Here is a 23,632-nt window from a genome sequence, read left to right as displayed (position 1 = left end):
TCTCGGGCCTTCTCGATACACCGGCCTTCCCTCTCCGAAATGCCCCGACCGGGGTCGCGAAAATGTGAGCCCAGCAGCAACTTGCTCATCATCGCTCTCCTCAAACGAGCTTCCGGCGAGACTTTGGTGACATTTGGCGCCGCAGCACTGTCCCCTCCCGACGTGTCTGTTTTACGTTCTTCTCTCCACATCACAGGAACTCTTACAGGGGAACCGTGCTCACTCGAAACACCACCACCGAGCAAGGCGCCGAGCGCGCACCGGAGACGGCGGCAGCGCAGACCGGCGAGCGCCCGGCGGCACCCGCCCGCTCCAAGGGCGCCGCCATTCTCAGCTGGGCCATCACGCTCAGCCTCAACGTCGTCGCGCCGATCATGACGTACCACGCACTGCGCGACCACGGCTGGAGCGAATTCGCCGCGCTGCTGACCAGCAGCGCATGGCTGGTGCTGGACAGCGCCGTCCACCTTGCCTGGCGCCGCCGCCTCGATGAATTCGCCGTCGTCACCATGGTGTTCATCGTGATCACGGCGGTGGTGTCGCTCGTCGGCGCGCATTCGGCGCGCGCTCTGCTGATCAAGGACTCGTCCATCACCGGGCTGTTCGGACTGCTGTGCCTGGCGACGCTGCTGGCGCCGCGCCCACTGATGTTCTACTTCGGGCGCAAGTTCTCCACCGACGGCACCGACGCCAGCGTCGCCTGGTGGAACGGCCTGTGGCGGTTCGAGGACTTCCGCAGGAGCCTCATCACGATGACGACGGTCTGGGGCGTGGCCTACTGCGCGGAGGCCGCAGTGCGGATCGTGCTGGCGTTCACGCTGAGAACTGACACCATGGTGATCCTGAGCCCGGTCATGATCTACAGCGTGCTCGGCTGCCTCGGCATATGGACGGCGTGGTACGGCAAGCGGTCGCGCCGCAAGGGCGAGGCGCGCGCCAAGGCCGCCGCCGCGGCCGCCCAGTCCTGACCGGCCGATGGATCGGGGGTGGGTCGATGCCCTTGGGCAGCACCGTATCGGCGTTGATATGAAAAGCTGTCGTCAGCCGATCGCAGGACGGGGCCTGGGGGCGGTTGTCGAGAGGAGCGCAGCGTGACAGAGAACGGCTTCCGTGCCGAGCAGATCGACACCAGCAGGCCACATCCCGCGCGCATCTACGACTACTTGCTCGGCGGCAAGAACAACTACGAGGTGGACCGCGAGGCCGGTGACCGGCTCGTCGACGCGGCACCCGAGGTGCGGCTCGGCGTCCAGGCCAACCGCGCCTTCCTGCGGCGGGCCGTGCGCTACGTGGTCGGCAGCGGCGTCCGGCAGCTCCTCGACATCGGCACCGGGCTGCCCAGCTCGCCCAATGTGCACGAGATCGCCCAGGAGGTGGCTCCGGACGTGCGCGTCGCGTACGTCGACAACGACCCGATCGTCAACACCTACGCCAATGTGCTCCTCCGCGGGTCCGCCCTGACCAATATCGCGCTCGCCGATCTGCGCGACCCGCGGGGCATCGTGGACCACCCCGAGGTCCGCCGGGTCATCGACTTCGGCGAGCCGGTCGCGGTGCTCCTCGTCGCCATCGTCCACTTCCTCACGGAGGCGGAGCAGCCCGAGCGGGTCGTCGCCACCCTGCGCGACGCGCTGCCGGCCGGAAGCTTCCTGGTGCTCTCCCACGCCACGGGCGACTTCGCCGACCGGCGCGCGGCCCAGGCCGTGTACGACAAGGCCACCGCCCCCCTCAACCTGCGTTCCCGCGCCGAGGTCGAACGGTTCTTCGACGGCTTCACGCTGGTCGAGCCCGGTCTGGCGGAGGTCCCGTTCTGGCGCCCGGACACCCCGCCGCCGACCCGGCCCGGCCAGATCGGCTACTACGGCGGCGTGGCGCGGAAGACCGGCTGAACCGCCTTACCCACGGTACGGTTTGACCATGGATGTTTTCGGAACACCTTTTGCCGATGACACCACCGGGCCCCGGACGGCCGTTGCGACCACCGCGTGTCAACTGCTGGTGAAGCCGGGCGCCATCGCCGTGGCGGCCGAAGGCATCGGGCCCATGGATCCCTTGGGCGACACCACCGACCGAAACCGTCCGCCGCGTGCGCGGCACCTGTGGGGAAAGGGCCGTGAACACCACTAAGACCCTCTGCTTCGCCATATCGGCGCTCTCGTCGTACGCCGCGCTCGTCTACCGGCTGTCGCAGATGAGACGCAGCTGGCGGGACACCGCCTACCGCACACTGGTGGTCGCCCTGCTGCTCCAGTGCCTCACCTTCACGATGGGTACCGTCGCGATGGGCAACGAGCGCTTCCTGGGCGTCGGCAACCTCGCCATCCTGCTGATGCACCTGTCGGCGGTCGCCTTCGTCGTCAGCGCGCAGATCATCCTGCTGCGCTGGGCGACCGACGCCGAGGACACCGGACGGAAGGCCCGCTGGTGGCTGGTCACCGGCGTCGTCCTCAACGCGCTGCTGACGGCGCTCTTCTTCATCGCCGACGGCCCCGACCGGCCGGCCTCGGACTTCAACACCGGCAGCGGCCAGCCGCTGGTCCTCACCTACCTCCTGGCCTTCATGCTCTCCCAGGCGGTTCCGTGCGTCACCATCCTGCGCCAGTGCGGCCCCTACGCCCGTATGGCGGGCAGGACCTCGCTGCGGCAGGCCCTGCGGCTGCTCTCCGTCACCGCGGTGCTCCTGTTCCTGTACTTCCTGGCCAGGGTGGTCAACGTCCTCACCGCCGCGTGCGGGATCGACATCGGCGCCTGGACGCTCGCCGCCTCCGTCTTCAGCGCCCTGGGCATCATCACCCTCTCGCTCAGCCTGACGATCTCCTCCTGGGGGGCCTCGGCCACCAGGCTGCTGGAGTGGGCGCGCGGGTACCGGTCCTACCGGGCCCTCTACCCGCTCTGGCGGGACCTGTACGAGTCCTCCCCGGACATCGTCCTGGAGCCGCCCGGCGCTTCGGTCTCCGACCTCGACTACCGCCTCCACCGACGGGTCATCGAAATCCGCGACGGATGGCGGGAGTTACGTCCCTACATCGACCGCACCGCGGGCGGGGACGGGGAAGCGGACTTCACGGGCGGTGAGGATTCCCGGCAGGCGTTCGCCGAGGCCGCGCAGATCAGACAGGCCCTGCACGCCAAGCGCACCGGCACCATCCCGGAACACAACGCGGACGCGCGGGACTTCGAGGACCGCGACACCGACAACTTCGCGGCGGAGGTCCTGTGGCTGACGAAGGTCGCCTCCGCCTACCGCAAGCTCGGCAGGGCGCGTTGAGAGTTCCCGCCCGGTCTGCCCCCGTGTCAGGCCGGGCGGGATATCCCCCGTGGTCCCCCGTTTCTTCCACCGGACCCGGACCCGGAGAACCGGGCCGGACCAGGCCGATACCCGCCGGCCAACTCGGCCACCCCCGCCGACGAAGTTAGCTGGCAGCTATCGACAAGGTCCACGGTGGCGGAGTTACGCGCGATTGTCAACTGGCAGTTGATCTGGGAGACTCACGAATAACCGGGGGCAATACCGAAGGGGTGACGGGAGGGGAGCCGCACGATGTCCGAGAGCGAGGACCGTCCCCTGCTGGCCGTGCGTCTGGACAACCTCTTCAAGACGGTTCGCCCCAAGGGCAGGCACTGGACCAACGCCGAGGTGGCGGAGGAGCTGAAGCGGTCCAACCCCGAACTCAAGGTCGGGGGCGTGTATCTGTCGCAGCTGCGGACGGGCAAGCGCTCCAATCCCTCACCGGACCTGCTGGCCGCCCTGGCGCGTTTCTTCGGCGTGTCGGTGGCCTACTTCTTCGACGACCAGGTCGCCGAGTCGGTGCTCAGCGAGCTCGCCGCCATCGAGGCGCTGCGACAGGCGGGGGTCCGCGCCGTGGCGATGCGGGCGGCCGGGATGAAGAAGGAGAACCTCCAGGCCATCACGACCCTCATGGACCAGTACCGGCAGTTGCAGGGTCTTCCGCCGGTCACCGACGCCACGGACGACCCGGAATGAAGGGCTCGGCGTGAGGGGCTCGGCAGAGAGGAGCTCGGTGTGAGGGACTCGGTGTGAGGGGCGCCAAGAAGGGGCGGTCGGCCGGTCAGGACCGGCGCAGCCAGCTCAAGAAGCTCCGGAAGGCGGGTGCGCGGCGGATCGCCGAGCTGGATCTGCCGGAGGTGGCCGATGTCGCCGAACTGTGCCGCTATCTCGGCGAGGTCCGTGGCCGCCCGATCACGCTGGTCCCGATGCAGATGCCGGCGTCGCACCCGTGCGGCATGTGGGTCGCCGCGCGCGACGAGGACCTCATCTTCTACGACGCCAACACGACCAGCGCGCATCAGGAGCACATCATCTTGCATGAGCTGGGCCACATCATCTGCTGCCATCGCGGGGCAGGCTGGCTGGACGAGGCGAGCGCCCGCCTCCTCTTCCCCAACCTCGACCCCGACCTCGTGCGTGACATGCTCCTGCGCGCGACCTACGACGACGTCCAGGAGCAGGAAGCGGAGATCATCGCCTATCTGCTCTCCCAACGGGTGGGCGGCACCGGAACACGGCATGGTGTGCCCACGGCCCCGAAGACCGGGGAAGCCGGGAAGGCCGGGGAGGCCAGGGAAGCCGGGCAGGACGCCACCCTCAGCCGGATCGAACGCACCCTGATCTGATGCGCGTCACACATGCGCCGGCGGCGGCCGCATGCCACCGCCGGCTTCGTGCCGTCCTGGCACTTCGTGCTCGTCCTGGCGCCTTGTGCTCGTCCTAGCCTCGGCGGAGGCTCGCCAGGAAGCGCCAGAGCGCGGAGCGGGGCCGTTCCGGCGGGGCGGGGACGGGGGTCGCGGGTTCGGGCGCCGGAGCGGGTTCGGGCGCCGGGGCGGGCGCGGCCGCCTCGGGGGCCGGGGGCGCCACCGGGGTCGGCCGCATCCGCATGTGGAACCGGGCGGGGCAGGACTTCAGCCCGCGTACGTGCGTCGAGGAGCGCCAGGGCAACTGGTCGACGGGCAGCCCCAGTTCGAGGTCGCACCGTTCGAACAGCTTGCCCACCGCCGTGGTGACGATCATGTCGGCGATGCCCCGCCCCGGGCACTGGTGCGGCCCCGCGCCCCAGGCCAGATGGGCGCGCGAGCTCACCGACGCCTCGTGGCTGCCGGGGGTGGCGAACACCGGGTCACCGTGCGCGGCGGCGATCGAGGGCACGACCGCGTCGCCCGCGGCCAGCCGGAAGTCTCCCAGGTCGGTGTCGACCACGGGGAAGCGGAAGGTGAGGTTGACCCACGGTGGCGAGGCGATGTGCACGCGGTTGACCAGCTCCTCGACGGGCCCCGCCATCAGGCCGGCCCGCGCCCCGGCCTCCCCGGCCAGCACCTCCAGCACACTGTTGGTGATGGCGTGGCTGACCAGCTCCGCCATGATGACGATGATGGCGTACAGCTCCAGCCCGACCTGCTCCACCGTCAGCGCGGGCTCGACGGCGAGCAGCCGGGTGGTCAGGTCGTTGCCGGGGTGCTGCTTCTTGTACGCGGCGAGTTCGGTCGTCGCGGCCACCAGCCGGCCCACGGCCGCGGCGGCCTCCGGGCCGCCGTCCACCATGCGCCACGAGTCCATGAAGACCTCGTCGCCCTGGTCGACCGGGAAGCCGAACAGCCGGTTGACGGCCATCAGCGGCAGCGCCCGTGCGAACTGCGCGCCCAGGTCCACCCATCCGCTGTCGCTGCCGTCCGCGAAGAAGCTGATCAACTCGTCGGCGTGCCGGGAGACGGCCTTCGCCAGCTCGAAGGACTCCGGCGCATGGGGGTTTTGGAAGGGGGCGATCGCCTCCTCCACGGCGGCGCGTGTCGCCTTGCGCCGCTGGTCGTCCTGGACCAGCAGATGGCTGACCTGGTAGCTGGGCAGATTCGGCCAGTCGGAGGGGACTTTGCCCTCGTTCAGCCACCGCCAGTGCTGGACGTCCTTCTTCCAGACGTTCTCGTCGCGCAGGACCTCCCACACCTCGCGGTAGCCGAGCACCAGCCACACCGGGACCCCGTGCAGATCGACGGGCGCCACCGGTCCGTAACGGGCTCTCAGGCGCGAGTAGACCGCGGCGGGCCGGGTTTCGAAGTCCCGTGTCATCAGCGGCTCGACCGCCAGGGACGCCAGCTCCGAAGGGGGGAATTCCATGTCCGATGTCCTTAGTGCGACAGCAAGGGCCGTTCCGGCCGGGCCGTGTGGTCCGTGTGGGGAAGCCACACGGCATCCGACGCGCGGCACGGAGCGGGAGCGGCCCGCTACAGCGCAGACAGACTAGCGGCCGGCTCGCGGGCTGAACAGCGCGGCCGCCGGCCCCCGCCCGTGGTGTCCGAACTGGTGGTATTCACCCGCTGCGCGGGGCCGCGATCAGCAGCGGTGCGCCCTGGGTGGCGGCCGAGGAGGGCCCGGTCTCCAGGAGGAGTTCCCCGGGTTCGACGGCGAGGCCGAGATCCCGGGTGACGGAGGCGAGGGTGTCGGCGTCGATCTCGAACACGGCGGCGGCCTCCTCCCCCGGGCGCAGATCGAGGCGGAGGAATCCGCGCAGTTCGCGGACACGTGGCCAGGAGGACCCTCCCGACAGCCGCCGTACGTAGAGCTGGACGGTCTCCCGCACCGGCCGCCGTCCGGTGTTGCGCACGGTGACCCGGCAGACGAGGGTGGGATCGTCCGGGGTCACACGGGTGCGCGACAGGCGTGGCGGCGCGTAGTCCACCGTGGTGTACGACAGGCCGTGGCCGAAGGCGTACCGGCCACCGGCGGGCTGGTCCACATAGCCGCGGTATCCGTGGTCCTTGGCGTTGTAGAACACCGGCAGCTGCGCGGCCGACCTCGGTACCGACACCGGCAGCCGCCCCTCGGGTTCGGCCGCGCCGAACAGCACATCGGCGACGGCCCGACCGCCCCACGGGCCCGGATACCACGCGCTCAGCACCGCCCCGGCGGTGCCGGTCAGGTCGGGCAGGGCGTGTGGACGGCCCTGTACGAGGACCACGACGACCGGCACGCCCGTGGCCGCCACGGCGTCCAGGAGCGCCAACTGCCCCTCGGGCAGCCGCAGGTCGGCCAGGTCGACGCCTTCGCCGCAGGTCATGCCGACGAGGTTGGCGCCGGTCACGACGGCGGCACCGGCTGTGTCGAAGGAGGTGTCGTCCGACCGCGCGCTGGAACCGCCCAGCACCAGGACCGCGACGTCGGCCGCCGCCGCGAGCGCGGCCGCCCCGGGGACACCGGTGAAATCGCCACCGACCAGATCACAGCCCGGCGCCGAGGTGACCTCGGTGTCCGGCGGGGCGGCCGCCCGGATGCCGTCCAGGATCGTGAGGTGGCCGCAGCCGGGCCGCTGCGGTGCGGTGTAGTCGCCGATCTGCTGGGGGATCGAGTCGGCGTTCGGGCCGAGGACGGCGATCCGGCGGGTGGCCGGTGGCAGCGGCAGGACGTGCCCGTCGTGGGCGAGCAGCGTGATGGACGCGCGGGCGAGGCGTTCGCTCAGCTCACGCGGGTCCGGGCGCGGTTCTCCGGCCACCGTGGCACGGGCGTAGGGCTGTTCGAAGAGGCCCAGGCGGAACTTCAGCGTCAGGACGCGGGCCACGGCCGTATCGAGGGTCCGCTCCGTGACGAGTCCCCGCTCGACCGCCTCGGCCAGCCGCGGATAGCAGGCGTCCCAGAGGCTGAGGTCGCATCCGGCGTTCAGGGCCAGGGCCCCCGCGGCCACCGGGTCTCCGGTGAGCCGGACCAGGCGGTCGACCGCGGCGCCGTCGGCCATGACGATGCCGTCGAACGCCCACCGGTCCCGCAGGAGCCCGGTCAGCAGGGCCCGGTTGGCGACACAGGGCAGGCCGTCGAATTCGTTGTAGGCCGCCATCACCCCGGCGGCCCCGGCCCGTACCCCGGCCCTGGCCGCCGCCAGATGGATCTCGTGCAGTTCGCGGGCGCTCAGCTCGGTGGCCGCGCTGTTGCGCCCGCCGACGGTGGCCCCCTGGCCGGCGAAGTGCTTGAGCACGACGGCCACGTCGGCGCTGCGCGCGCCCCGCACCAGCGCCTCGGTGAGCCGGGCCGCCAGATACGGGTCCTCGCCGAAGCACTCCTCGGCGCGGCCCCAGCGCGGGTCGCGCACCAGGTCGAGGGCGGAGACGAGCGCCACATGGCCGCCGCGTGCCCGCAGCTGAGCGGCGACCGCCGCCGCGGCGGCCTCGTAGAGGGCGGGGTCCCAGGTGGCGCCGACGGCGAGGTTGACCGGCAGCACGGTGCCGTCCAGGGCCTGGTGGCCGTGCGGAACCTCCTCGACCAACAGCACCGGTATGCCCAGCCGGGTGTTCTCCACCACATGGCGCTGCACCGTGTCCGCGACCCGGGCCCCGTCCGCCGCCGTGAGGCCGTCGGCGAAGCCGACGCCGGACCACGCGTCGGCCCGCTGGAGCCCGTACAGGGCGCCCATCCCGTCCCACGCGGCGACCTCGGCGCGGAAGGCGTCGGTGAGCCGGTGGCCGCCTTCGTGGCGCTCGTAGGCGTGCCAGCCGTACATGCGCTGGTTGACCTGGCCGACCTTCTCGGTGAGCGTCATGCGCCCCAGCAGGTCGCGGACCCGCTCCGGCACGGGGGCGGAGGGGTCGCGGTAGAGCTGATCGGTCACCTCAGCTCCACCACGCGCACACCGTAGGGGTCGAGCGTCACCTCCGGGGCCGGCGCGCCGGACGCGAGGTCGTGCAGCGTGCCGTCGGCGGCCGGGCGGACGGTGAGCTGCTCGGGGCTCTGGCTGACCAGCCACACGAAGCGGCGTCCGTCCCGGTGGACCAGGAGGTCCGCGCCGACGTGAGCGGAGTCGACCGTCACCGGGCGGCGGGCGCCGGCGACGTCGGCGAGTGCCGCGTAGAGGCGGTGGGTGTCCTCGGGGTTGACCCGCGCGGTGCGGGCGGCCATGTGCTCCAGGGGATAGGTGGCCAGCACGGTGCGGCCGTGCCCGGTGTCGCGCACCAGCAGAGCGGGGCGGCCGTGTGCGTCCACGGCCACCACCCGGGCGTCCCGCGCCAGGACCGGCAGGTAGGCCCGGCTGTCCTCGTTGCCCGCGACGGGGAAACGCAGGGTGTCCCCGGCCGTCAGCCCGCCGAAGTCGCCGGTGAACGTCATCTCCAGGACGTCGTCCTCGATGGGCTCGGCGACACCGTAGGAGAGCTGGAGTTCGACGCCGAACAGCCCGTCCAGGTCGTCGAACCACGGGCCGCGGGTCCCGGGGTGTTCGCCGGAGCAGAACGAGAGGTAGACGGTGGCGCCCGCGTGGGCGCGGCGTTCGAGCTCGCGCCGGGTGCGGGTGGTGAGCTGGCGGGTGGCCGGCAGCAGGTACAGGGCCGCGTCGCCGGGCAGGCCGTCGGCCTCCCGGGTGAAGCCCACCGGCAGATCGGCGGCGCGGGTGGCGACATAGCTCTGGTGCAGGGAGGTGAAGATCAGCGGGCGGTCGGCGGGCCTGCTGTAGGGGTAGCCGCGCTCCAGGAAGGCGGGCACGACCAGCGCCGCGTCCGCGTCGGCGCGCCGGCAGTGCGCGAAGTCCACGGCCTTCAGTGTGGTCGCGAACGCGGCGAGTTCGCGCAGTGGCGCCTTGGGGGCGCCGGTGCGGTCGGTGATGCCGAAGTGCATCTCGAAGGGGTGGTGGTCGTACGGCGAGCGGTCCCACAGGTCGTCGTAGTCGGTGTTGTTCCAGGCGATCCAGCCGGTGGCCCCGCCGAGCAGCGAGTTGTGCAGGGTCTGCCGGTAGTAGGCGGCCGCGTTCTGCTCGGAGACGGTGTCCGTGGAGAGGCCGAATTCCTCCAGGACGACGGGCTGCCCGGTGACCGAGGCCAGTTCGCATTCGAAGGCGGCGCGCAGGTGCTGACGGGGCCGGTCGGTGTCGGAGCGGTACACATGCGGGCCGACGAAGTCGACGTACTCGGCGGTCTCGCGCAGCGAGAAGCCGTTGTCGCGGCCGGTGACCTCGATGCCCCAGGCGCCGTCGCCGAGGGAGACGGGCTGGGTGCCGCCGGCCGCCCGTACGGCGTTGCACATGGCCTGCGCCCAGGCCGTCACCACCTCGGAGGAGGGCGGGTCCACCTGGTAGATCCGGCCGTATCCGGGCATCTCGTTGGTGATGAGCCAGCCGGTGACCGCCGGGTGGTCCTTGAAGCGGCGGGTCATCTGGGAGGCGAACCACGCCTGGCGGCCGACCATCCACACGTCCTCGTACAGATCGCGGCCCCCGCGCCAGGCGGGGTCCCAGTTCTCGCCGGACATGTGTCCGACGATGAAGGTGGGCACCGTCCCCATGCCGATCTCGTGGTGGGCGTCGAGGAAGTCGCGGAAGCGTTCGCACAGCGTCTCGTCGATGCGGTGCGGCTGCGGATGGAAGTCGGGCCAGTAGAAGAACGACCGGGTCATCGTCAGGCCGTGCTCGCGCAGCACCCGCAGTTCCGCGCGGACCGTCTTGGGGTCGTAGTCGCGCCACATCAGGGGCCCGCCGGTGCGGGACCAGAAGTTGGCGCCGAGCCAGGGCAGGACGGCGGGGTGGTGGGTGAGCTGGGCGCTGTGGCGTCGCATGGTCCTATCCGGAGGTCGGTGGTGCGGTGTGGGGGCGGTGGTGCTGGTGGACGGTCGAGAGGGCGCGGGGTCCGGGGCGGTCCGTGGTGCCGGCGCGGGGCCGGGGCGTCAGCCGGGGGCGGGTCCGGTGGACTCGCGGACGACCAGCCGCGGCCGGTCGTCGAGCACCGTGTCCTGGACGTCCTCGCCGCAGCGCGCGAGGAGCAGCCGGGCGGCGGCCGCGCCGACCCGCTGCACCTGCTGGTCGACCGTGGTGAGCCGAGGGTGCAGCCAGCGGCCGAGCGGCAGGTTGTCGTGGCCGACGACCGACAGGTCCTCGGGGACCCGCAGACCGGCGCGCCGGGCGGCGCCGATACCGCACATCGCCATGGAGTCGTTGGCGTAGACGATCGCCGTGGCGCGGTCGGCGCCGTCCAGCAGCGCCTCGGTCGCGGCGACGGCGGACACTTCGGTGAAGTCGGTGTGCAGCACCGCGTAGGGCCGCAACCCCGCTTGCCGGAGGGCCGCCTCGAAGACGCCGCCCCGCAGCCGGGTGTGCTGAAGGTCGGCCGGGCCCGCCACATAGGCGATGCGCCGGTGTCCGAGCCCGAGCAGGTGGTGGACGGTCTCCTCGACGGCGGCGCCCTGGTGGCCCAGGCCGACGCGCGGCACCGCGGCGGTGCGGTCGGGCGGGCCGAGCAGCACGGCGGGCAGGCCGAGGCGGGCCAGCAGGGCGGGGCGCGGGTCGTCGGCGCGGGCGTCGGTGAGCACGGCCCCGTCCACCCGGCCCTCGGCCGCGAGCCGCTTGTAGAGGGCGTGTTCCTCCTGCGCACCGGCGACCAGGTGCAGCAGCAGTCCGTAGCCGCGCGGCGCCAGTTCGCCCTCGATGCCGGTGATCAGCTCGCTGAAGTGCGGGTCCGCGCCGAGCACATCGGTGGGGCGCCGCACGACGAGGGCCAGGGTGCGGGTGCGGGCGCTGCGCAGGGCGGCGGCGGACGCGCTCGGCGACCAGCCGAGTTCCAGCGCGGTGTCCAGGATGCGCCGCCGGGTCGTCTCCGACAGCCGGCCCTTGTCGTTGAACGCCTGGGACACGGCCGCGGTCGACACCCCGGCGGCGGCCGCCACCTCCTTGATGGTGGGACGCCGGCCCGGCGTCCCGGTGGGCGCCCTCACATCTTCACCGCCCCGTTGACGAGTGCCGCCTGCATGCGCTTCTGGAGCACCGTGTAGACGACCCACACGGGGATGAGGGTCAGTACGGTGCCGGCGGTGAGGACACCGTAGTCGGTGCCGGTGATCGCCTTCAGGGTGGGCAGCGCCACCTGCACGGTGCGCTGCTCGGGGTCGGGTCCGATGATGACGAGCGAGTACAGGTACTCGTTCCAGAACGTGAGGAAGTTCAGGAGGACCACGGTCGCGATGCCGGGCAGGCACATCGGCGTGTAGATGTGCCGCAGCACCGTGTAGGTGGACGCGCCGTCCATCCGGGCGGCCTCCTCCATCTCCCGGGGGATGGTCCGCATGAACTGCACCAGGATCACCACCGACAGCGGCATCGCCGTGGCGGGCAGGAAGAGCACCATGAAGGCGCGGGTGTGGAACAGTCCGGTCGCCGCGGCGAGCAGGAACGTCGGGAAGAGCGCCGCGAACGTCGGGATCAGGAAACCGAGCGAGAACACCTTCTCCATCGCCGACGCCAGCCGCCCGGTCGACCGGGCGAGCGCGAACGCCGCGGGCAGCGCCAGCAGCAGGGTCAGCGCCAGGGAAAGGACCGTCACCAGCGCCGAGTTGACGATAGCCGGCCCCAGGTCGGCGCTGTGGTAGGCGGTCGTGAAGTTGCCGAGGCCGAACGACTCCGGCAGCGCGAAGGGGTGGGCGAAGATCTCCTCGTTGCTCTTGAACGCGGAGGCGAGGAAGTAGTAGAGCGGCACGATCAGCAGCACCGCGTAGGTCCACACCAGAAGGTGTGCGGGCAGCCAGCGTTTGCCGAGTTTCATGGTGAGCCGCCTTCGATCAGTAGTTCTGCCGGAAGGCGCGGCGGATGGCGAGCAGCCCGACGAGCCCGGCCAGGAAGAGGATGACGCCGACGGTCTGGCTGTAGCCCAGGTCGGCCGCGATGAACGCCTTCTGGTAGACGAGGAAGGACAGCGTCGTGGAGGAGCTGCCGGGACCGCCCTGGGTGAGCAGCAGGACGTGCTGCGCCGACCCGAAGAGGGTCCACAGGAACTGGAGCATGGTCACGACGCCGACATAGTCGCGGATCACCGGGAAGTGGATGCGCCACATGGTCCGCCAGTGCCCGGCCCCGTCCAGCTGCGCCGCCTCGCCGAGGTCGTCGGGGACACTGCCGAGCCGGGCGGCGAACAGGACGGCGGTGAAGCCGATCCCGCTCCACACGTCCAGGGCGATGAGACAGGCCAGGGCCGTCGACGGCGAGGCGAGCCAGGCGTCGGTGAGCGAACCGAGTCCCGCGCCCTGGAGCGCCCCGTTGACCAGCCCGTCCGGGGACAGCGCCGCGTAGAACACCATCGCCTTGGCGGGGGTGGAGATCAGGCCCGGGATGAACAGCAGATAGCGGATGACACGGTGTCCGGGCGGCCGCTGCGCGACGTAGTAGCCCAGCATGTAGGCGCACACGATCATGATCGGCAGCGCCACCGCCAGCTGGACGGCGGTGTTGCGCACCGCGTCCCAGAAGACGGGGTCGTCGAGGACCGTGCGGACGTTGCCGAGACCGGCGAAGGACACCGGCTGGAGCATCCCCGGCCAGTGCAGGGCGGCGATCACGAAGATGGCGGCCACCGGGCCGATCATGAAGATCGCGTACCAGACCAGCGCGGGCACGGCGAGGATCGTGCCGCCCTGCCGGGGTGTGCGCGAACGGGCCGTGGTGGCGGGCGGAGCGGGGTGGCGGACCGCGGCCCCGCCCGGGGTCGACGTCAGCGTCGTCATGGGGTGGCTCCCGTGGAGTCGGGCTCGGGGTGTGAACGAGCGGGCGGGCGGGTCACGCGGAGCGGTACGCGGTCTCCAGCGCGGCGCGGACCTTCGCGGCGCTGGTGCCTCGGGTGAAGGACGTACTGGTCGCGGTGATCAGTGGCTGGGCGGCGGCGGGCGGGACGTACACATCGGGCAGCAGCACCTGGCTCACCCGGGAGCCCAGCCGCTGCGCGGCGGCGACCAGCGGGAAACCCGTACTGACGGCGTCGGAGCGCAGCGCCATGTCGCGGCCGCTCTCCTCGATGAACCGGGAGACGGTGTCGGGGCGGTACATGAAGCGCACGAACTTCTCCACCGCGTCGATCTTCTTGGTGCCGTTCGGGCTGATCCAGAACCCGATCAGGGTGTAGGTCCGCAGGATGGTGGGCTTGTCGTGCGCGGCGCCGCCGGCCAGTGGCCAGCCGCCGACCTCGGTGTGCTTGGCCACCTTCGCGGGCACCTTCGCCAGCGCCGAGGACATCGCCGACTCGATGGCGGCGGCCTCCGTGTTGAACTGCGTGGTCATCGAGTCCGAGGTGAGGCCCTGCGCCTTGTCGGCGAAGACGCCCGCGTCGCGCAGCGTCACGAAGTAGTCGATGCCCTCCCGGGCGCCCCTGCTGCCGAAGTCTCCCGTGGAATAGGCGTGCCTGGCCTCGTCCTCGGTGAGAAACGTCTGGATGATCTGGGCGAGCAGTTTCTGCCCGGTCCAGTCGTTGCCGCCGACGGTCACCGGCGCGATCCCCTTGGCGCGCAGCTTGCGCGCCGCGGCGATCAGCTCATCGCCCGTGGCGGGTACCGCGTCGACACCCGCCCGGTCCAGCAGTGCCCTGTTGTAGGCGATCGGCCAGTTGGTGGCGAAGTAGGGGAAGGCCCGCAGCCGGCCCTTGGCGTCGGTCCACGCGCCGAGCGCCTCCGGGCGCACGCGCTCGCGCAGTCCCCAGTCGTCCAGGTAGCCCTTGACGTCGACGGTGGCGCCGACGTCCGTCCACGCCAGCGTCTTGTCGTAGAGGTTGACCATGACGACGTCCGGCTCCTTGCGGGCCAGCCGTGAGGTCTCGTAGACCTGCGCGAGGTCGTCGCCGTTGATGAGGTTCTTGACCTTGAGTCCAGGGTTCTCCGCGCGGAACCGGTCCAGGGCCGCGAGGTAGGTGGGCGACCCCGGGGCGGTGGTGCCCAGCTGGCTGTGCACGACGAGCGTGTGGGGGTCGGAGTCGGCCCCGGTCAGCGCGGAGCAGCCGGACAGGCCGGGCAGGACGGTCGCGGCGGCGAGGCCGGAACCGGCGGCGAGGAAGCCGCGCCGAGTCAGCGGTGAGTGCACTGCGGGGGTCTCCAACCAGGCGGTTAACGAGTGGTTAATCGATCTACCTCGGAGGTGTGAGGACTGTAGGAGCCACTTCGCGCCCGGTCAAGCCTTCGCCGGTGCGGACATCGCCGCCGCTCTTGAGTGGGGTGGCGGCGGACAGCGCATCACCCGCCGCCGAAAACTTTTCGGACGCCGAGACTGGGAGATCCTCCACGCCAACGGCCGACATTCGCCTACTCCACAAAGCAACAGCTCAGAGGCGGCATCAACGAGGGAGGCAGAATCTTTCCTACCGGAATAATTCCGGAAGGAAGCGTTGACGTTGCGTCAGCTCCGCAGCATACTCCGCATCGATCGTTGCCCATCGGCACCTCCCCAGCACGGCCGGACGGTCGGCTCGAGACCGTCCGGCCCCCGGAAGAAGGGACAGCAATGGTCACCAGTACCCGTCGTCATGAGCCGGGGCGCTCCCCTCGCGGAGCCCAGCGTCCTCGGTTACATGTCCGAAGAGCGTTCACCCTCGGTGTCGTCGGCCTCCTCACCGCCGCCGGCGTCCTCACCCTGTCCGGTACCGCCAGCGCCGCGAGCACCCTCGGTGGCGCGGCGGCCGCCAAGGGCCGGTACTTCGGCGCCGCCGTGGCCGCCAACCACCTCGGTGAGGCGCAGTACGCCGCCACGCTGGACACCGAGTTCAACGCCGTCACACCCGAGAACGAGATGAAGTGGGACGCCGTCGAGGGCTCCCGGAACTCGTTCAACTTCACCTCCGCCGACCAGATCGTCAGCCATGCGCAGGGCAAGGGCATGAAGATCCGCGGCCACACCCTGGTCTGGCACTCCCAGCTGCCCGGCTGGGTCAGCGGTCTGGGCGCCACCGATCTGCGCTCGGCGATGAACAACCACATCACCAAGGTGATGCAGCACTACCAGGGCAAGATCTACGCCTGGGACGTGGTCAACGAGGCGTTCCAGGACGGCGGCAGCGGTGCGCGGCGCAGTTCGCCGTTCCAGGACAAGCTCGGCGACGGCTTCATCGAGGAGGCGTTCCGCACCGCCCGTGCGGCCGACCCCAGCGCCAAGCTCTGCTACAACGACTACAACACCGACGGTCAGAACGCGAAGAGCAACGCCGTCTACAACCTGGTGAAGGACTTCAAGGCGCGCGGGGTTCCGATCGACTGCGTCGGCTTCCAGTCGCACTTCAACAGCCAGTCCCCGGTCCCCTCCGACTACCAGCAGAACCTCCAGCGCTTCGCCGACCTCGGCGTCGACGTGCAGATCACCGAGCTGGACATCGAGGGCTCCGGCTCGGCCCAGGCCGACAGCTACCGCCGGGTCACCCAGGCGTGCCTGGCCGTGTCCCGCTGCACCGGGATCACCGTCTGGGGCATCCCCGACAAGTACTCGTGGCGGGCCAGCGGCACCCCGCTGCTGTTCGACGACAACTACGGCAAGAAGCCCGCGTACGACGCGGTGCTGGCAGCGCTCGGCGGCTCCAGCGGTGGTGGCGGTGACGGTGGCGGTGGCCGGTCGTGCACCGCGTCGTACTCCGAGACGCAGCGGTGGGGCGACCGTTTCAACGGCCAGGTGACGGTGACCGCCGGCAGTTCCGCCATCAGCGGCTGGACGGTCACGGTGACCGTGCGTTCGGCGCAGCGCGTCTCCGCCACCTGGAACTCCACACCCAGCTGGGACAGCAGCGGCAAGGTCATGACGGTGAAACCCAACGGCAACGGCAATCTGAGCGCCGGAGCGACGACCAGCTTCGGCTTCACGGTCATGGCGAACGGGGACTGGTCGGCCCCCACCATCGGCTCCTGCACCGCCTCCTAGCCGGCCGACGACGCACCCGCGGGCACGCCGTGCCCAACTCACTGTCACTCACGCGCGAGGAGGAGACATGACCGGGGAAACAGCAACCGGGAGTACCACCGGCCGACGGGTGGCCGTAAGCACCCGCGACCGCAGCCGCAAACGTCTAAGGGTCGGGCTCGTCGCCGCGGCCACGGCCGCCCTGGCGGCGTTCTCCGCCGCCCCGTCCCCGGCGGCCACGCACGGTGCGGCGGGCACCGGCACCGCCTGGGCCGACTGCTCGGGCGGATACGTGGGTCTGACGTACGACGACGGGCCGAATCCCGCGTCGACGCAGGCGCTGCTGACGGCCCTGCGGGCGGGCGGCGCCAAGGCCACCTTCTTCATCTGGGGACAGCACGCCGAGCAGTACCCGGACCTGCTCAGGTCCGAGCAGTCGGCGGGCATGTGGATCGCCAACCACACCTCCACCCATCCGCATCTCACCCAGATCGGCGAACCGGCCGCGTACAACGAGATCGCGGGCGCCCAGAGCACCATCCAGCGCATCACCGGACAGACACCCACCCTGTTCCGCCCGCCCTACGGCGAGACCAACGCGCAGATCAAGGCCGATGAGGCCCGTCTGGGGCTGACCGAGGTGCTGTGGTCCGTGGACTCCCAGGACTGGAACGGGGCCAGCACCCAGCAGATCGTCCAGGCCGCCGCCACCATGCGGGCGGGCAGCATCATCCTCATGCACGACGGCGGCTACCAGAGCACCGTCAACGCGGTACCGCAGATCCTCAGCGGGCTCGCGGCACGGAAGCTGTGCCCCGGCCGGATCACGGCCGGAGCGGGCGGCGGCGCCGTCGTCACGGCTCCCTGAGCGCCGTAGCCGAGTGACCGCTTGCGGCACTCACCGGGCGACACCGGCGTCTTCCGCGGAGGCTTCGGCATCGCCGGAGCCTCCCGCGTCGCCGGCGCCCTTGGCATCGCCGGCGTCCCCGTGTTCGCCACCGCGGCCGACGGTGAGCGACCGGGGCGCCGGCGACAGGCGCTGGAGCAGCGGGCCGGTCATCATCGTGGTGATCACGGCCATGGCCACCATCACGGTGAAGAGGCGCCCGTCGATGACACCGAGGGCGAGGCCCACGTTGAGCAGCACCAGTTCGGTGAGCCCCCGCGCGTTCAGCAGCACCCCGAGGGTGATGGACTGCCGGGGAGTGGCCCCGGTGAGCCGGGCGGCCACCGCGGCGCCGACGAACTTGCCCGCGCAGGCCACCAGGAGCACGGCGAGCAGCATGACCAGGCCCTGCGCGCCGAGGCCCTGGAAGTCCACCGACAGTCCGGTGACGGCGAAGAAGACCGGGAGCAGCAGCAGGCTCGACTGCTCGATGCGCGCGGGCACGTCCGGCGCGTGGGCTTCGAGCTGCCGGCGCGGTACGACGGCGCCGAAGACGAAGGCGCCGAACACGGTGTGCAGTCCCATCGCGTCGGTGGCCCAGGCCGACAGCAGCAGGCCGCCGAAGACCACCCCCTGGGCCAGGGCGCTGTCCCGGTTCCAGGGCCGCTCGGGCGCCAGCAGCCGGCGCAGCGCGGGCCTGGCCACGTACCGCATGCCGAGGACGAAGAGGGTGGACAGCAACGCCATCCGGGCGAGTGGCCAGGGCCCGTCGGCGTTCACCACGACGACCACGACGGCGAGAATGCCCCACGCCAGCAGGTCCTGGAGAGCGGCGCAGGCGAGCGCCACGTTGCCGATGCGCTCCCGGGCCAGACCGTGGTCGGTCAGGATGCGGGCGAGCACCGGGAAGGCCGTGATGGACATGGCCGCGCCCAGGAACAGCGCCGGACCGAGCAACCCCGCCCGCCCCCGCTCGGTGAGGCCCCAGGTGGCGAACCCGACGGCCAGGCCGGTGCCCAGCACGAACGGCAGGGCGACGGAGCTGAACGACACCGACATCACCTGGCGCCCCCGGCCACGCAGATGCGCGACGTCGAGGTGATAACCCACCCCGAACATGAAGAGGACCAGACCCAGTTGGGCCAGCAACTGGAGGAAGGGGCGGGCCTCGGCCGGGAAGAGGACCGCGGTCGGATCGCCGGGGAACAGACCCAGCAGACTGGGGCCCAGCATCAGACCGGCCGCGATTTCCCCCAGCACCGCCGGCTGCCGCAGCCGCTGGGCGATCCGCCCGCAGAAGAGGGCCACGGGCACGACCACGGCGAGGCCGATCAGCACATCACGGATGGTCTCTTCGAGCGCGCCGCCACTCATGGCCATGCCCCCTCCGCGTCACGGGTTCCGCCCAGTCTCGGGGAGCGGGCGGCGGGACGGAAATGTGCACTTGGACATCTGGACGGAGGTGCCGGGGTGGGGTCCCGCCGACGGTGTGTCATCGTCACGGCACGGGCGTACGTGTCCCCGAATACTTCCCCCAACGCCTCCCCTGCGCCGCCCCGAACGGCGGGGAGCCCGGCACCGGGACGGGGGAAGACCACGGTGCCGGGCAGCTTCGGTCAGACCGTCCGCAGCGCCTCCGTGGGCTGCATCCGGGCCGCCCGCAGGGCGGGCAGCAGCCCGGCGATGGCACCGATGGCCACGGCCGCGCCGAGTCCGCCCGCCCAGGCGAGCACCGGGACGACGGTCTCCCAGCCCTTGACGCCGGCGTAGACGAACGTCGCCAGCGTGCCCAGCGCCACCCCGGCCACACCGCCGAGCATGGCGAGCAGGACCGCCTCGGAGAGGAACTGCGTCCGGATGGTGCCCCGGGTGGCGCCGAGCGCCCGCCGCAGACCGATCTCCGAGCGGCGTTCGAGCACGGAGATGACCATGGTGTTGGCGACGCCGATGCCCCCGACGAGCAGGGCCACCGCGCCCAGCCCGAGGAACAGCCCGTCGAGCGCCGACTGCGCGGCGGCGCGGGCCTCGAGCGCGGCCGACGGCTGGGTGACGTTGACCTCACTGGGGTTCTGCGGGTTGGCGGTGGCGGCCAGCACCTCGCGCACCTCCTTGACCTGGTCGGTGTCCGACCGCACATACACCGTGGAAGGGTGGCCGTCGAAGTCCAGGTACTTCTCCGCGGCCGGATAGCCCACCAGCACCGCCGAGTCGATCTCCGGTGTCAGTTTCGCGGGCTTGAGGACCCCGGACACGTAGAACCACTGACCGCCGACCCAGATGCGCATGTCCGGGTGGATCCGGGAGATGCCCAGCCGGCTCGCGGCATCCCAGCCGAGGACGGCGACCGGCTGCCGCGCGGTGGCGGCGTTGAGGTATCTGCCCTGGGCCATCGAGGTGCGCACCGCGGCCGGGAGGCGCAGGCTGGCGGCGTTCACCGACAGGGAGTTGGTGTTGAGGGTCGGGATGTGCGGGCTGCGGTATGCCTCGGCGTCGGTCTTGCCGGTGCTCTGCACCGCCTCGACCGGGCCGATCCGGGAGATCATGCCCGGCGCCTCGACGGGGAGCTTCGCGTCCCCGCCGCCCAGCGACTGGCCCGGTGTGACCTTCAGCAGGTTGGTGCCCAGCTTGTCGATCTCGGCGAGCAGTCCGGCCTGTGACGAGGACGACAGCCCGAGCACCGCCACCATCGCGGCGACGCCGATGGCGATGCCCAGCGCGGACAGGGCGGCCCGCATCCGCCGGGTGCGCAGGCCCACGCTGGCGGTCCGGGCGAGATCAGCGGGATAGAGCCGGCCGGGGGCGGTGGCCGTGGCGGTCATGGCAGCCGCCTTTCGGTGTCCAGGGGGTCCTCCGCCGACAGGACGTCCGCGACGATGTGGCCGTCGAGGACCTCGATCCGGCGCGGCAGCCGGGCCGCCAGCTCCCGGTCGTGGGTGATCATCACGATGGTGGTGCCCTCGGCGTTGAGTTCCCTGAACAGCTTGAAGATGGCGGCGCCGGCGACGCTGTCGAGGTTGCCGGTGGGCTCGTCGGCCAGCACGATCGCCGGGTCGCCGGCCAGGGCACGGGCGATCGCGACGCGTTGCCGCTCGCCACCGGACAGCTGCGGCGGCCGGTGGTGGATCCGGTGGCTGAGGCCCACCCGGTCCAGGGCCGCGGCGGCGGCCGACAGCCGGGCCGGGCGCCGGACGCCCGCGTACAGCATGCCGTCGGCGACGTTCTCCAGCGCGGTGGCGTGTTCGGCCAGGAAGAACTGCTGGAAGACGAAGCCGATCCGGATGGCACGCAATCCGGCCAGCGCCCGGTCGGACATCGCGGCGACATCCTCCCCCACGATCCGTACCTTCCCGGAGGTCGGCCGGTCCAGGGTGCCCATCACCTGAAGCAGGGTCGACTTGCCGGAGCCGGACGGACCCACGATCGCCACCAGGTCGCCCCGGTGGATGGTGAAACCGGCCCCGTCCAGCGCCACGACCGGGGAGGCACCCGGGTAGACCTTGGTCACGTCCTCCAGCTCCAGGACCGCCTCGCGGGGGCCCTGAACACCGGCCGGCGGCGTCTGGATCGTCTCGGTCGCCTGGGACGTCGTGGTGGTCTGGGCCGCCTGGGCCGCCTGGGCCGTCTGAGCCGTCTGTGTCTCCATGCCGGTCATGACGTGGGCACCGCGATCTTCTGGCCGACCGCGAGCCCGGCGCCGCTGACCTCGACCTTGCCCTCGCTGTCGTCGAAGAGCCCGGTCCGCACCGCGATCAGTTTGTGCTTGCCGCCGCTCTCGACGACCTCGACGGCGTAGCCGCCGCCGGCGAGCGCCAGCAGCGCGTTGACCGGCACCGACAGCACGTCCTTCACCGTGTCGGAGACGATGGCGACCTGGACGGGCGCCTGGTCGAGCCCGCCGGTGGCCTTCGGGTCCTTCGGCTTGATCTGCACCTCGATGGTGGTCTTGTCCTCGACCTGCTTCGCCACCTTCCCCACCGACGACACCTCACCGGCGGTCGTCTTGCCGTTGGGGAGGGTGATGGTCACCTTGTCGCCGACCGCCACCCCGGTCTGCTGGCTGGCGTTGAGCTGGACGGTGACCTGCCGCCTGGTCGAGGAGACCTGGAGGATGTTCTGCCCCTGTCCGGCCGGGCCACCGCGCACGGCACCGGTCTTGATGACCCGGATCTCCTCGGCGGGCAGGAACACCGCCTGCCCGACGGGCAGTTCACCCGACACCTTCAGGCCGACGTCCTCCTGAAGCTCCTTGAGGGCGTAGAAGGTCTGCATGCTGAAGTAGTCCGAGTCGGGGTCGATCTGCGCCTTGGTGGCGTACTTGAGGGTGACGAGCGCGGCGTTGAGCTGCCGGACGTCCGCTCCCTCGGCTCCGTAGGCGAGGTCGCGGTAGACCGGTGCGGCGGCCCCCTGGAGCAGCACCACCGGTTTGCCGTCCACCCGGTAGAGCACATGGCCCTGGCCGATCACTTCGCCCACGGCGGGCAGTTCGGTGATGGTGCCCTTGGTGTTGTTGACGACGTCGTACGAACCCGCGTAACCGAGCGTCCCGTTCTCCAGGGTGCGGGCCGACAGGGTGCCCTGGGTGACCTTCGCCAGCCCGGTGCGAGCGGTGGTCTTGGCCGACGCGTCCTTGGCGGTGTCCTGGAACGGATCGGCCACGACGACCCCCGCCCCGGCCGCCACCACGACCGCCACCACGACCAGCGCGGTCAGCCCGCGCCGCTTGCGCCGCGCGGGTGGCGGCGCGCTCTGCCGCTCCGGGGGGCTGGCTTCCTCGTCCTCCGTGGGTGTCTGGGTCGCGCTCACGCCGAACCCCCGCCGGGCTTGTTGGGCTCCATGTTGCGCAGGGACTCGGGCTGGTACTTCTTGCAAGCTTCCTCCGCCTTCTGGAACTGCGGCGTGGTCGGGTCGACCTCGAGCTTGAAGCCACCGCTCTCGTCCGGGTCCGGGAAGCTCGGCACGCCGTTGTTCCGCATGCACTTGGCGTACTTGAGCTTGTCGTCGGTCGACCACACATCGCCCGGACCGCCGCCGCCCTCCTCCGGGGGCGGCGCCGGCATGTACTGCTTGCAGGCTTTCTCGGCCTTCTGGAACTCCGGCGACTGCGGGTCGATCCCGGCTCCCATGCCCTCCCCGGGCTTCGGGTCCTTGAAATCGGTCAGACCGTTCTCCCGCATGCACTGCGCGAATTTCAGCCCGTTGGCCTGGCTGCCGGCCTCCGGCTGCTTGGACTGCGAGTCGTTTCCGGAGCCGACGCTGGCCACGCTCTTATCCGGTTCGTCATCGCCGCCACAGGCAGTGGCGAACAGGGCGATCCCGGCCAGCAGCGCCGCCAGTGTGGTATTGCGTCGCATCTTCTTTTTGGGTGCGGAGATGTCATCCGCCGACCGCTCCGTGACAACCACCATGCCGCTGTCCCCCAATTCTTCTGGATTTCCTGTACCCCCTGTTCTACCGAGGCCGCGGTTTCGCCGAGGTTTCGCTGCCGCCGGGCATACGGAAGCCCCGGTCCACCGGACCACACGTCCGGCGGGCCGGGGCCACGGGAGGCGCCCCACGGGGCTACGCGGGCGACGGCGCCCCGGCGGGCAGGTGCTGCCGGCAGGCCTTGTGGGCGTCCCGGAACTCGGACGACTCGACATCGATCCCGGCCTTCTCGGGAGCGAAGCCGCCCCCTTCGGGATCGGGGAAGTCGGGCACGCCGTTCTTCCGCATACAGTCCACGTACTTCGTCAGATCGGGCATCCCGCCGGGTGGCGGTGAGGCCCGGCGGCCTTCGGGCATCAGACGCTCGCAGGCCCTCTCCGCCTTCTTGTACGCACCGCCCCCGACGTCTATACCGCTGTTCGGGTCGAGCAGAATGGAGCCGTCCGCGGCGGGATCGGGGAAGTCCGGCACCCCGTTCTCCCGCAGACATTCGACGAAAGCCATACTTTTGGCTCTCTTGTCCCCCGAACCGGCACCCGCGGAGCTTTTCGGGGAAGAATCATCGGAACCGAGCGCGAAGCCCAGTCCGCCCGCCACCATGGCGATCGCCAGGGCGGCCCCGATCGAAACGACCAGAATGCCGATTCGGCTCTGCCGGCGCGTGCCCTCGGGCGCCCCGCCCGCGGCCGCGTTCTCCCTCTCGTCCATACCCTCT

Annotated in this window: 20 protein-coding genes; 7 read left to right on the top strand and 13 right to left on the bottom strand. The window is 71.1% G+C overall.

Features of this window, described 5'->3' with window-relative positions; all coding sequences use genetic code 11:
- Positions 1-215 precede the first annotated feature (215 nt).
- From N6H00_RS34150 to N6H00_RS34130, 5 genes are all read left to right on the top strand, one after another.
- On the top strand, positions 216-968 hold the full coding sequence (locus N6H00_RS34150) for a VC0807 family protein (RefSeq protein ID WP_268975698.1): 753 nt from the start codon (positions 216-218) through the stop codon (positions 966-968).
- A gap of 123 nt (positions 969-1,091) precedes the next feature.
- A complete protein-coding gene (locus tag N6H00_RS34145; protein WP_268975697.1) occupies positions 1,092-1,889 on the top strand; it encodes an SAM-dependent methyltransferase in 798 nt (265 codons plus the stop codon).
- Positions 1,890-2,113: 224 nt separating this feature from the next.
- A complete protein-coding gene (locus N6H00_RS34140; RefSeq protein ID WP_268975696.1) occupies positions 2,114-3,268 on the top strand; it encodes an MAB_1171c family putative transporter in 1,155 nt (384 codons plus the stop codon).
- Between the two features lie 273 nt (positions 3,269-3,541).
- Positions 3,542-3,985 (top strand): helix-turn-helix domain-containing protein, encoded by a 444-nt coding sequence (locus N6H00_RS34135; RefSeq protein ID WP_268975695.1) that lies wholly within the window; start codon positions 3,542-3,544, stop codon positions 3,983-3,985.
- A gap of 53 nt (positions 3,986-4,038) precedes the next feature.
- The gene (locus N6H00_RS34130; protein WP_268975694.1) at positions 4,039-4,635 is read left to right on the top strand and encodes a toxin; all 597 of its coding nucleotides are present in this window, start codon (positions 4,039-4,041) and stop codon (positions 4,633-4,635) included.
- 94 nt (positions 4,636-4,729) lie between these two features.
- On the opposite strand, the gene N6H00_RS34125 is transcribed toward N6H00_RS34130, so the two are convergent.
- The 7 genes from N6H00_RS34125 to N6H00_RS34095 form a co-directional block, all read right to left on the bottom strand.
- Positions 4,730-6,127, bottom strand: a complete 1,398-nt coding sequence (locus N6H00_RS34125; RefSeq protein WP_268975693.1) for a cytochrome P450 — start codon at positions 6,125-6,127, stop codon at positions 4,730-4,732.
- 193 nt (positions 6,128-6,320) lie between these two features.
- A complete protein-coding gene (locus N6H00_RS34120; RefSeq protein ID WP_268975692.1) occupies positions 6,321-8,606 on the bottom strand; it encodes a glycoside hydrolase family 3 N-terminal domain-containing protein in 2,286 nt (761 codons plus the stop codon).
- Positions 8,603-10,537 (bottom strand): glycoside hydrolase 5 family protein, encoded by a 1,935-nt coding sequence (locus N6H00_RS34115; protein WP_268975691.1) that lies wholly within the window; start codon positions 10,535-10,537, stop codon positions 8,603-8,605. Before N6H00_RS34115 ends, N6H00_RS34120 begins: the two co-directional genes overlap by 4 nt.
- A 108-nt stretch (positions 10,538-10,645) precedes the next feature.
- Positions 10,646-11,689, bottom strand: a complete 1,044-nt coding sequence (locus N6H00_RS34110) for a LacI family DNA-binding transcriptional regulator (RefSeq protein ID WP_268975690.1) — start codon at positions 11,687-11,689, stop codon at positions 10,646-10,648.
- Positions 11,686-12,513, bottom strand: coding sequence for a carbohydrate ABC transporter permease (locus tag N6H00_RS34105; RefSeq protein WP_268975689.1), 828 nt, complete (start codon positions 12,511-12,513; stop codon positions 11,686-11,688). The genes N6H00_RS34110 and N6H00_RS34105 overlap by 4 nt, the downstream gene beginning before the upstream one ends.
- Before the next feature lie 16 nt (positions 12,514-12,529).
- Positions 12,530-13,468, bottom strand: coding sequence for a carbohydrate ABC transporter permease (locus N6H00_RS34100; protein WP_268975688.1), 939 nt, complete (start codon positions 13,466-13,468; stop codon positions 12,530-12,532).
- Between the two features lie 52 nt (positions 13,469-13,520).
- Positions 13,521-14,810: an ABC transporter substrate-binding protein gene (locus tag N6H00_RS34095; protein ID WP_268975687.1), complete on the bottom strand. Its 1,290-nt coding sequence runs from the start codon at positions 14,808-14,810 to the stop codon at positions 13,521-13,523.
- Between the two features lie 417 nt (positions 14,811-15,227).
- On the opposite strand from N6H00_RS34095, the gene N6H00_RS34090 reads away from it, so the two are divergent.
- Positions 15,228-16,628, top strand: coding sequence for an endo-1,4-beta-xylanase (locus tag N6H00_RS34090; RefSeq protein ID WP_268975686.1), 1,401 nt, complete (start codon positions 15,228-15,230; stop codon positions 16,626-16,628).
- 109 nt (positions 16,629-16,737) lie between these two features.
- Complete coding sequence (locus N6H00_RS34085; protein WP_268975685.1) at positions 16,738-17,475, top strand: polysaccharide deacetylase family protein; 738 nt, start codon at positions 16,738-16,740, stop codon at positions 17,473-17,475.
- A 30-nt stretch (positions 17,476-17,505) separates the two neighbouring features.
- Here the strand turns inward: N6H00_RS34085 and N6H00_RS34080 are convergent, their stop codons facing one another.
- From N6H00_RS34080 to N6H00_RS34055, 6 genes are all read right to left on the bottom strand, one after another.
- The gene (locus N6H00_RS34080) at positions 17,506-18,873 is read right to left on the bottom strand and encodes a cation:proton antiporter (RefSeq protein WP_268975684.1); all 1,368 of its coding nucleotides are present in this window, start codon (positions 18,871-18,873) and stop codon (positions 17,506-17,508) included.
- A 236-nt stretch (positions 18,874-19,109) separates the two neighbouring features.
- Positions 19,110-20,312 carry an ABC transporter permease gene (locus tag N6H00_RS34075; protein WP_268975683.1) on the bottom strand — a complete coding sequence of 401 codons (1,203 nt, stop codon included), beginning with the start codon at positions 20,310-20,312 and terminating at the stop codon, positions 19,110-19,112.
- Positions 20,309-21,136: an ABC transporter ATP-binding protein gene (locus N6H00_RS34070; protein ID WP_268975682.1), complete on the bottom strand. Its 828-nt coding sequence runs from the start codon at positions 21,134-21,136 to the stop codon at positions 20,309-20,311. Before N6H00_RS34070 ends, N6H00_RS34075 begins: the two co-directional genes overlap by 4 nt.
- Positions 21,137-21,141: 5 nt before the next feature.
- On the bottom strand, positions 21,142-22,296 hold the full coding sequence (locus N6H00_RS34065; RefSeq protein WP_268975681.1) for a peptidoglycan-binding protein: 1,155 nt from the start codon (positions 22,294-22,296) through the stop codon (positions 21,142-21,144).
- Entirely contained in the window at positions 22,293-22,898 is a 606-nt protein-coding gene (locus N6H00_RS34060; RefSeq protein ID WP_268975680.1) for a hypothetical protein, read from the bottom strand. The genes N6H00_RS34065 and N6H00_RS34060 overlap by 4 nt, the downstream gene beginning before the upstream one ends.
- A gap of 154 nt (positions 22,899-23,052) precedes the next feature.
- A complete protein-coding gene (locus N6H00_RS34055) occupies positions 23,053-23,625 on the bottom strand; it encodes a hypothetical protein (RefSeq protein WP_268975679.1) in 573 nt (190 codons plus the stop codon).
- Between the last annotated feature and the right edge of the window lie 7 nt (positions 23,626-23,632).

Source organism: Streptomyces sp. S465 (assembly GCF_026898115.1).
GTDB lineage: Bacteria > Actinomycetota > Actinomycetes > Streptomycetales > Streptomycetaceae > Streptomyces > Streptomyces luomodiensis.
The sequence above is the reverse complement of the archived record's forward strand: the minus strand, read 5'-3'. Positions and strand labels throughout refer to the sequence as shown.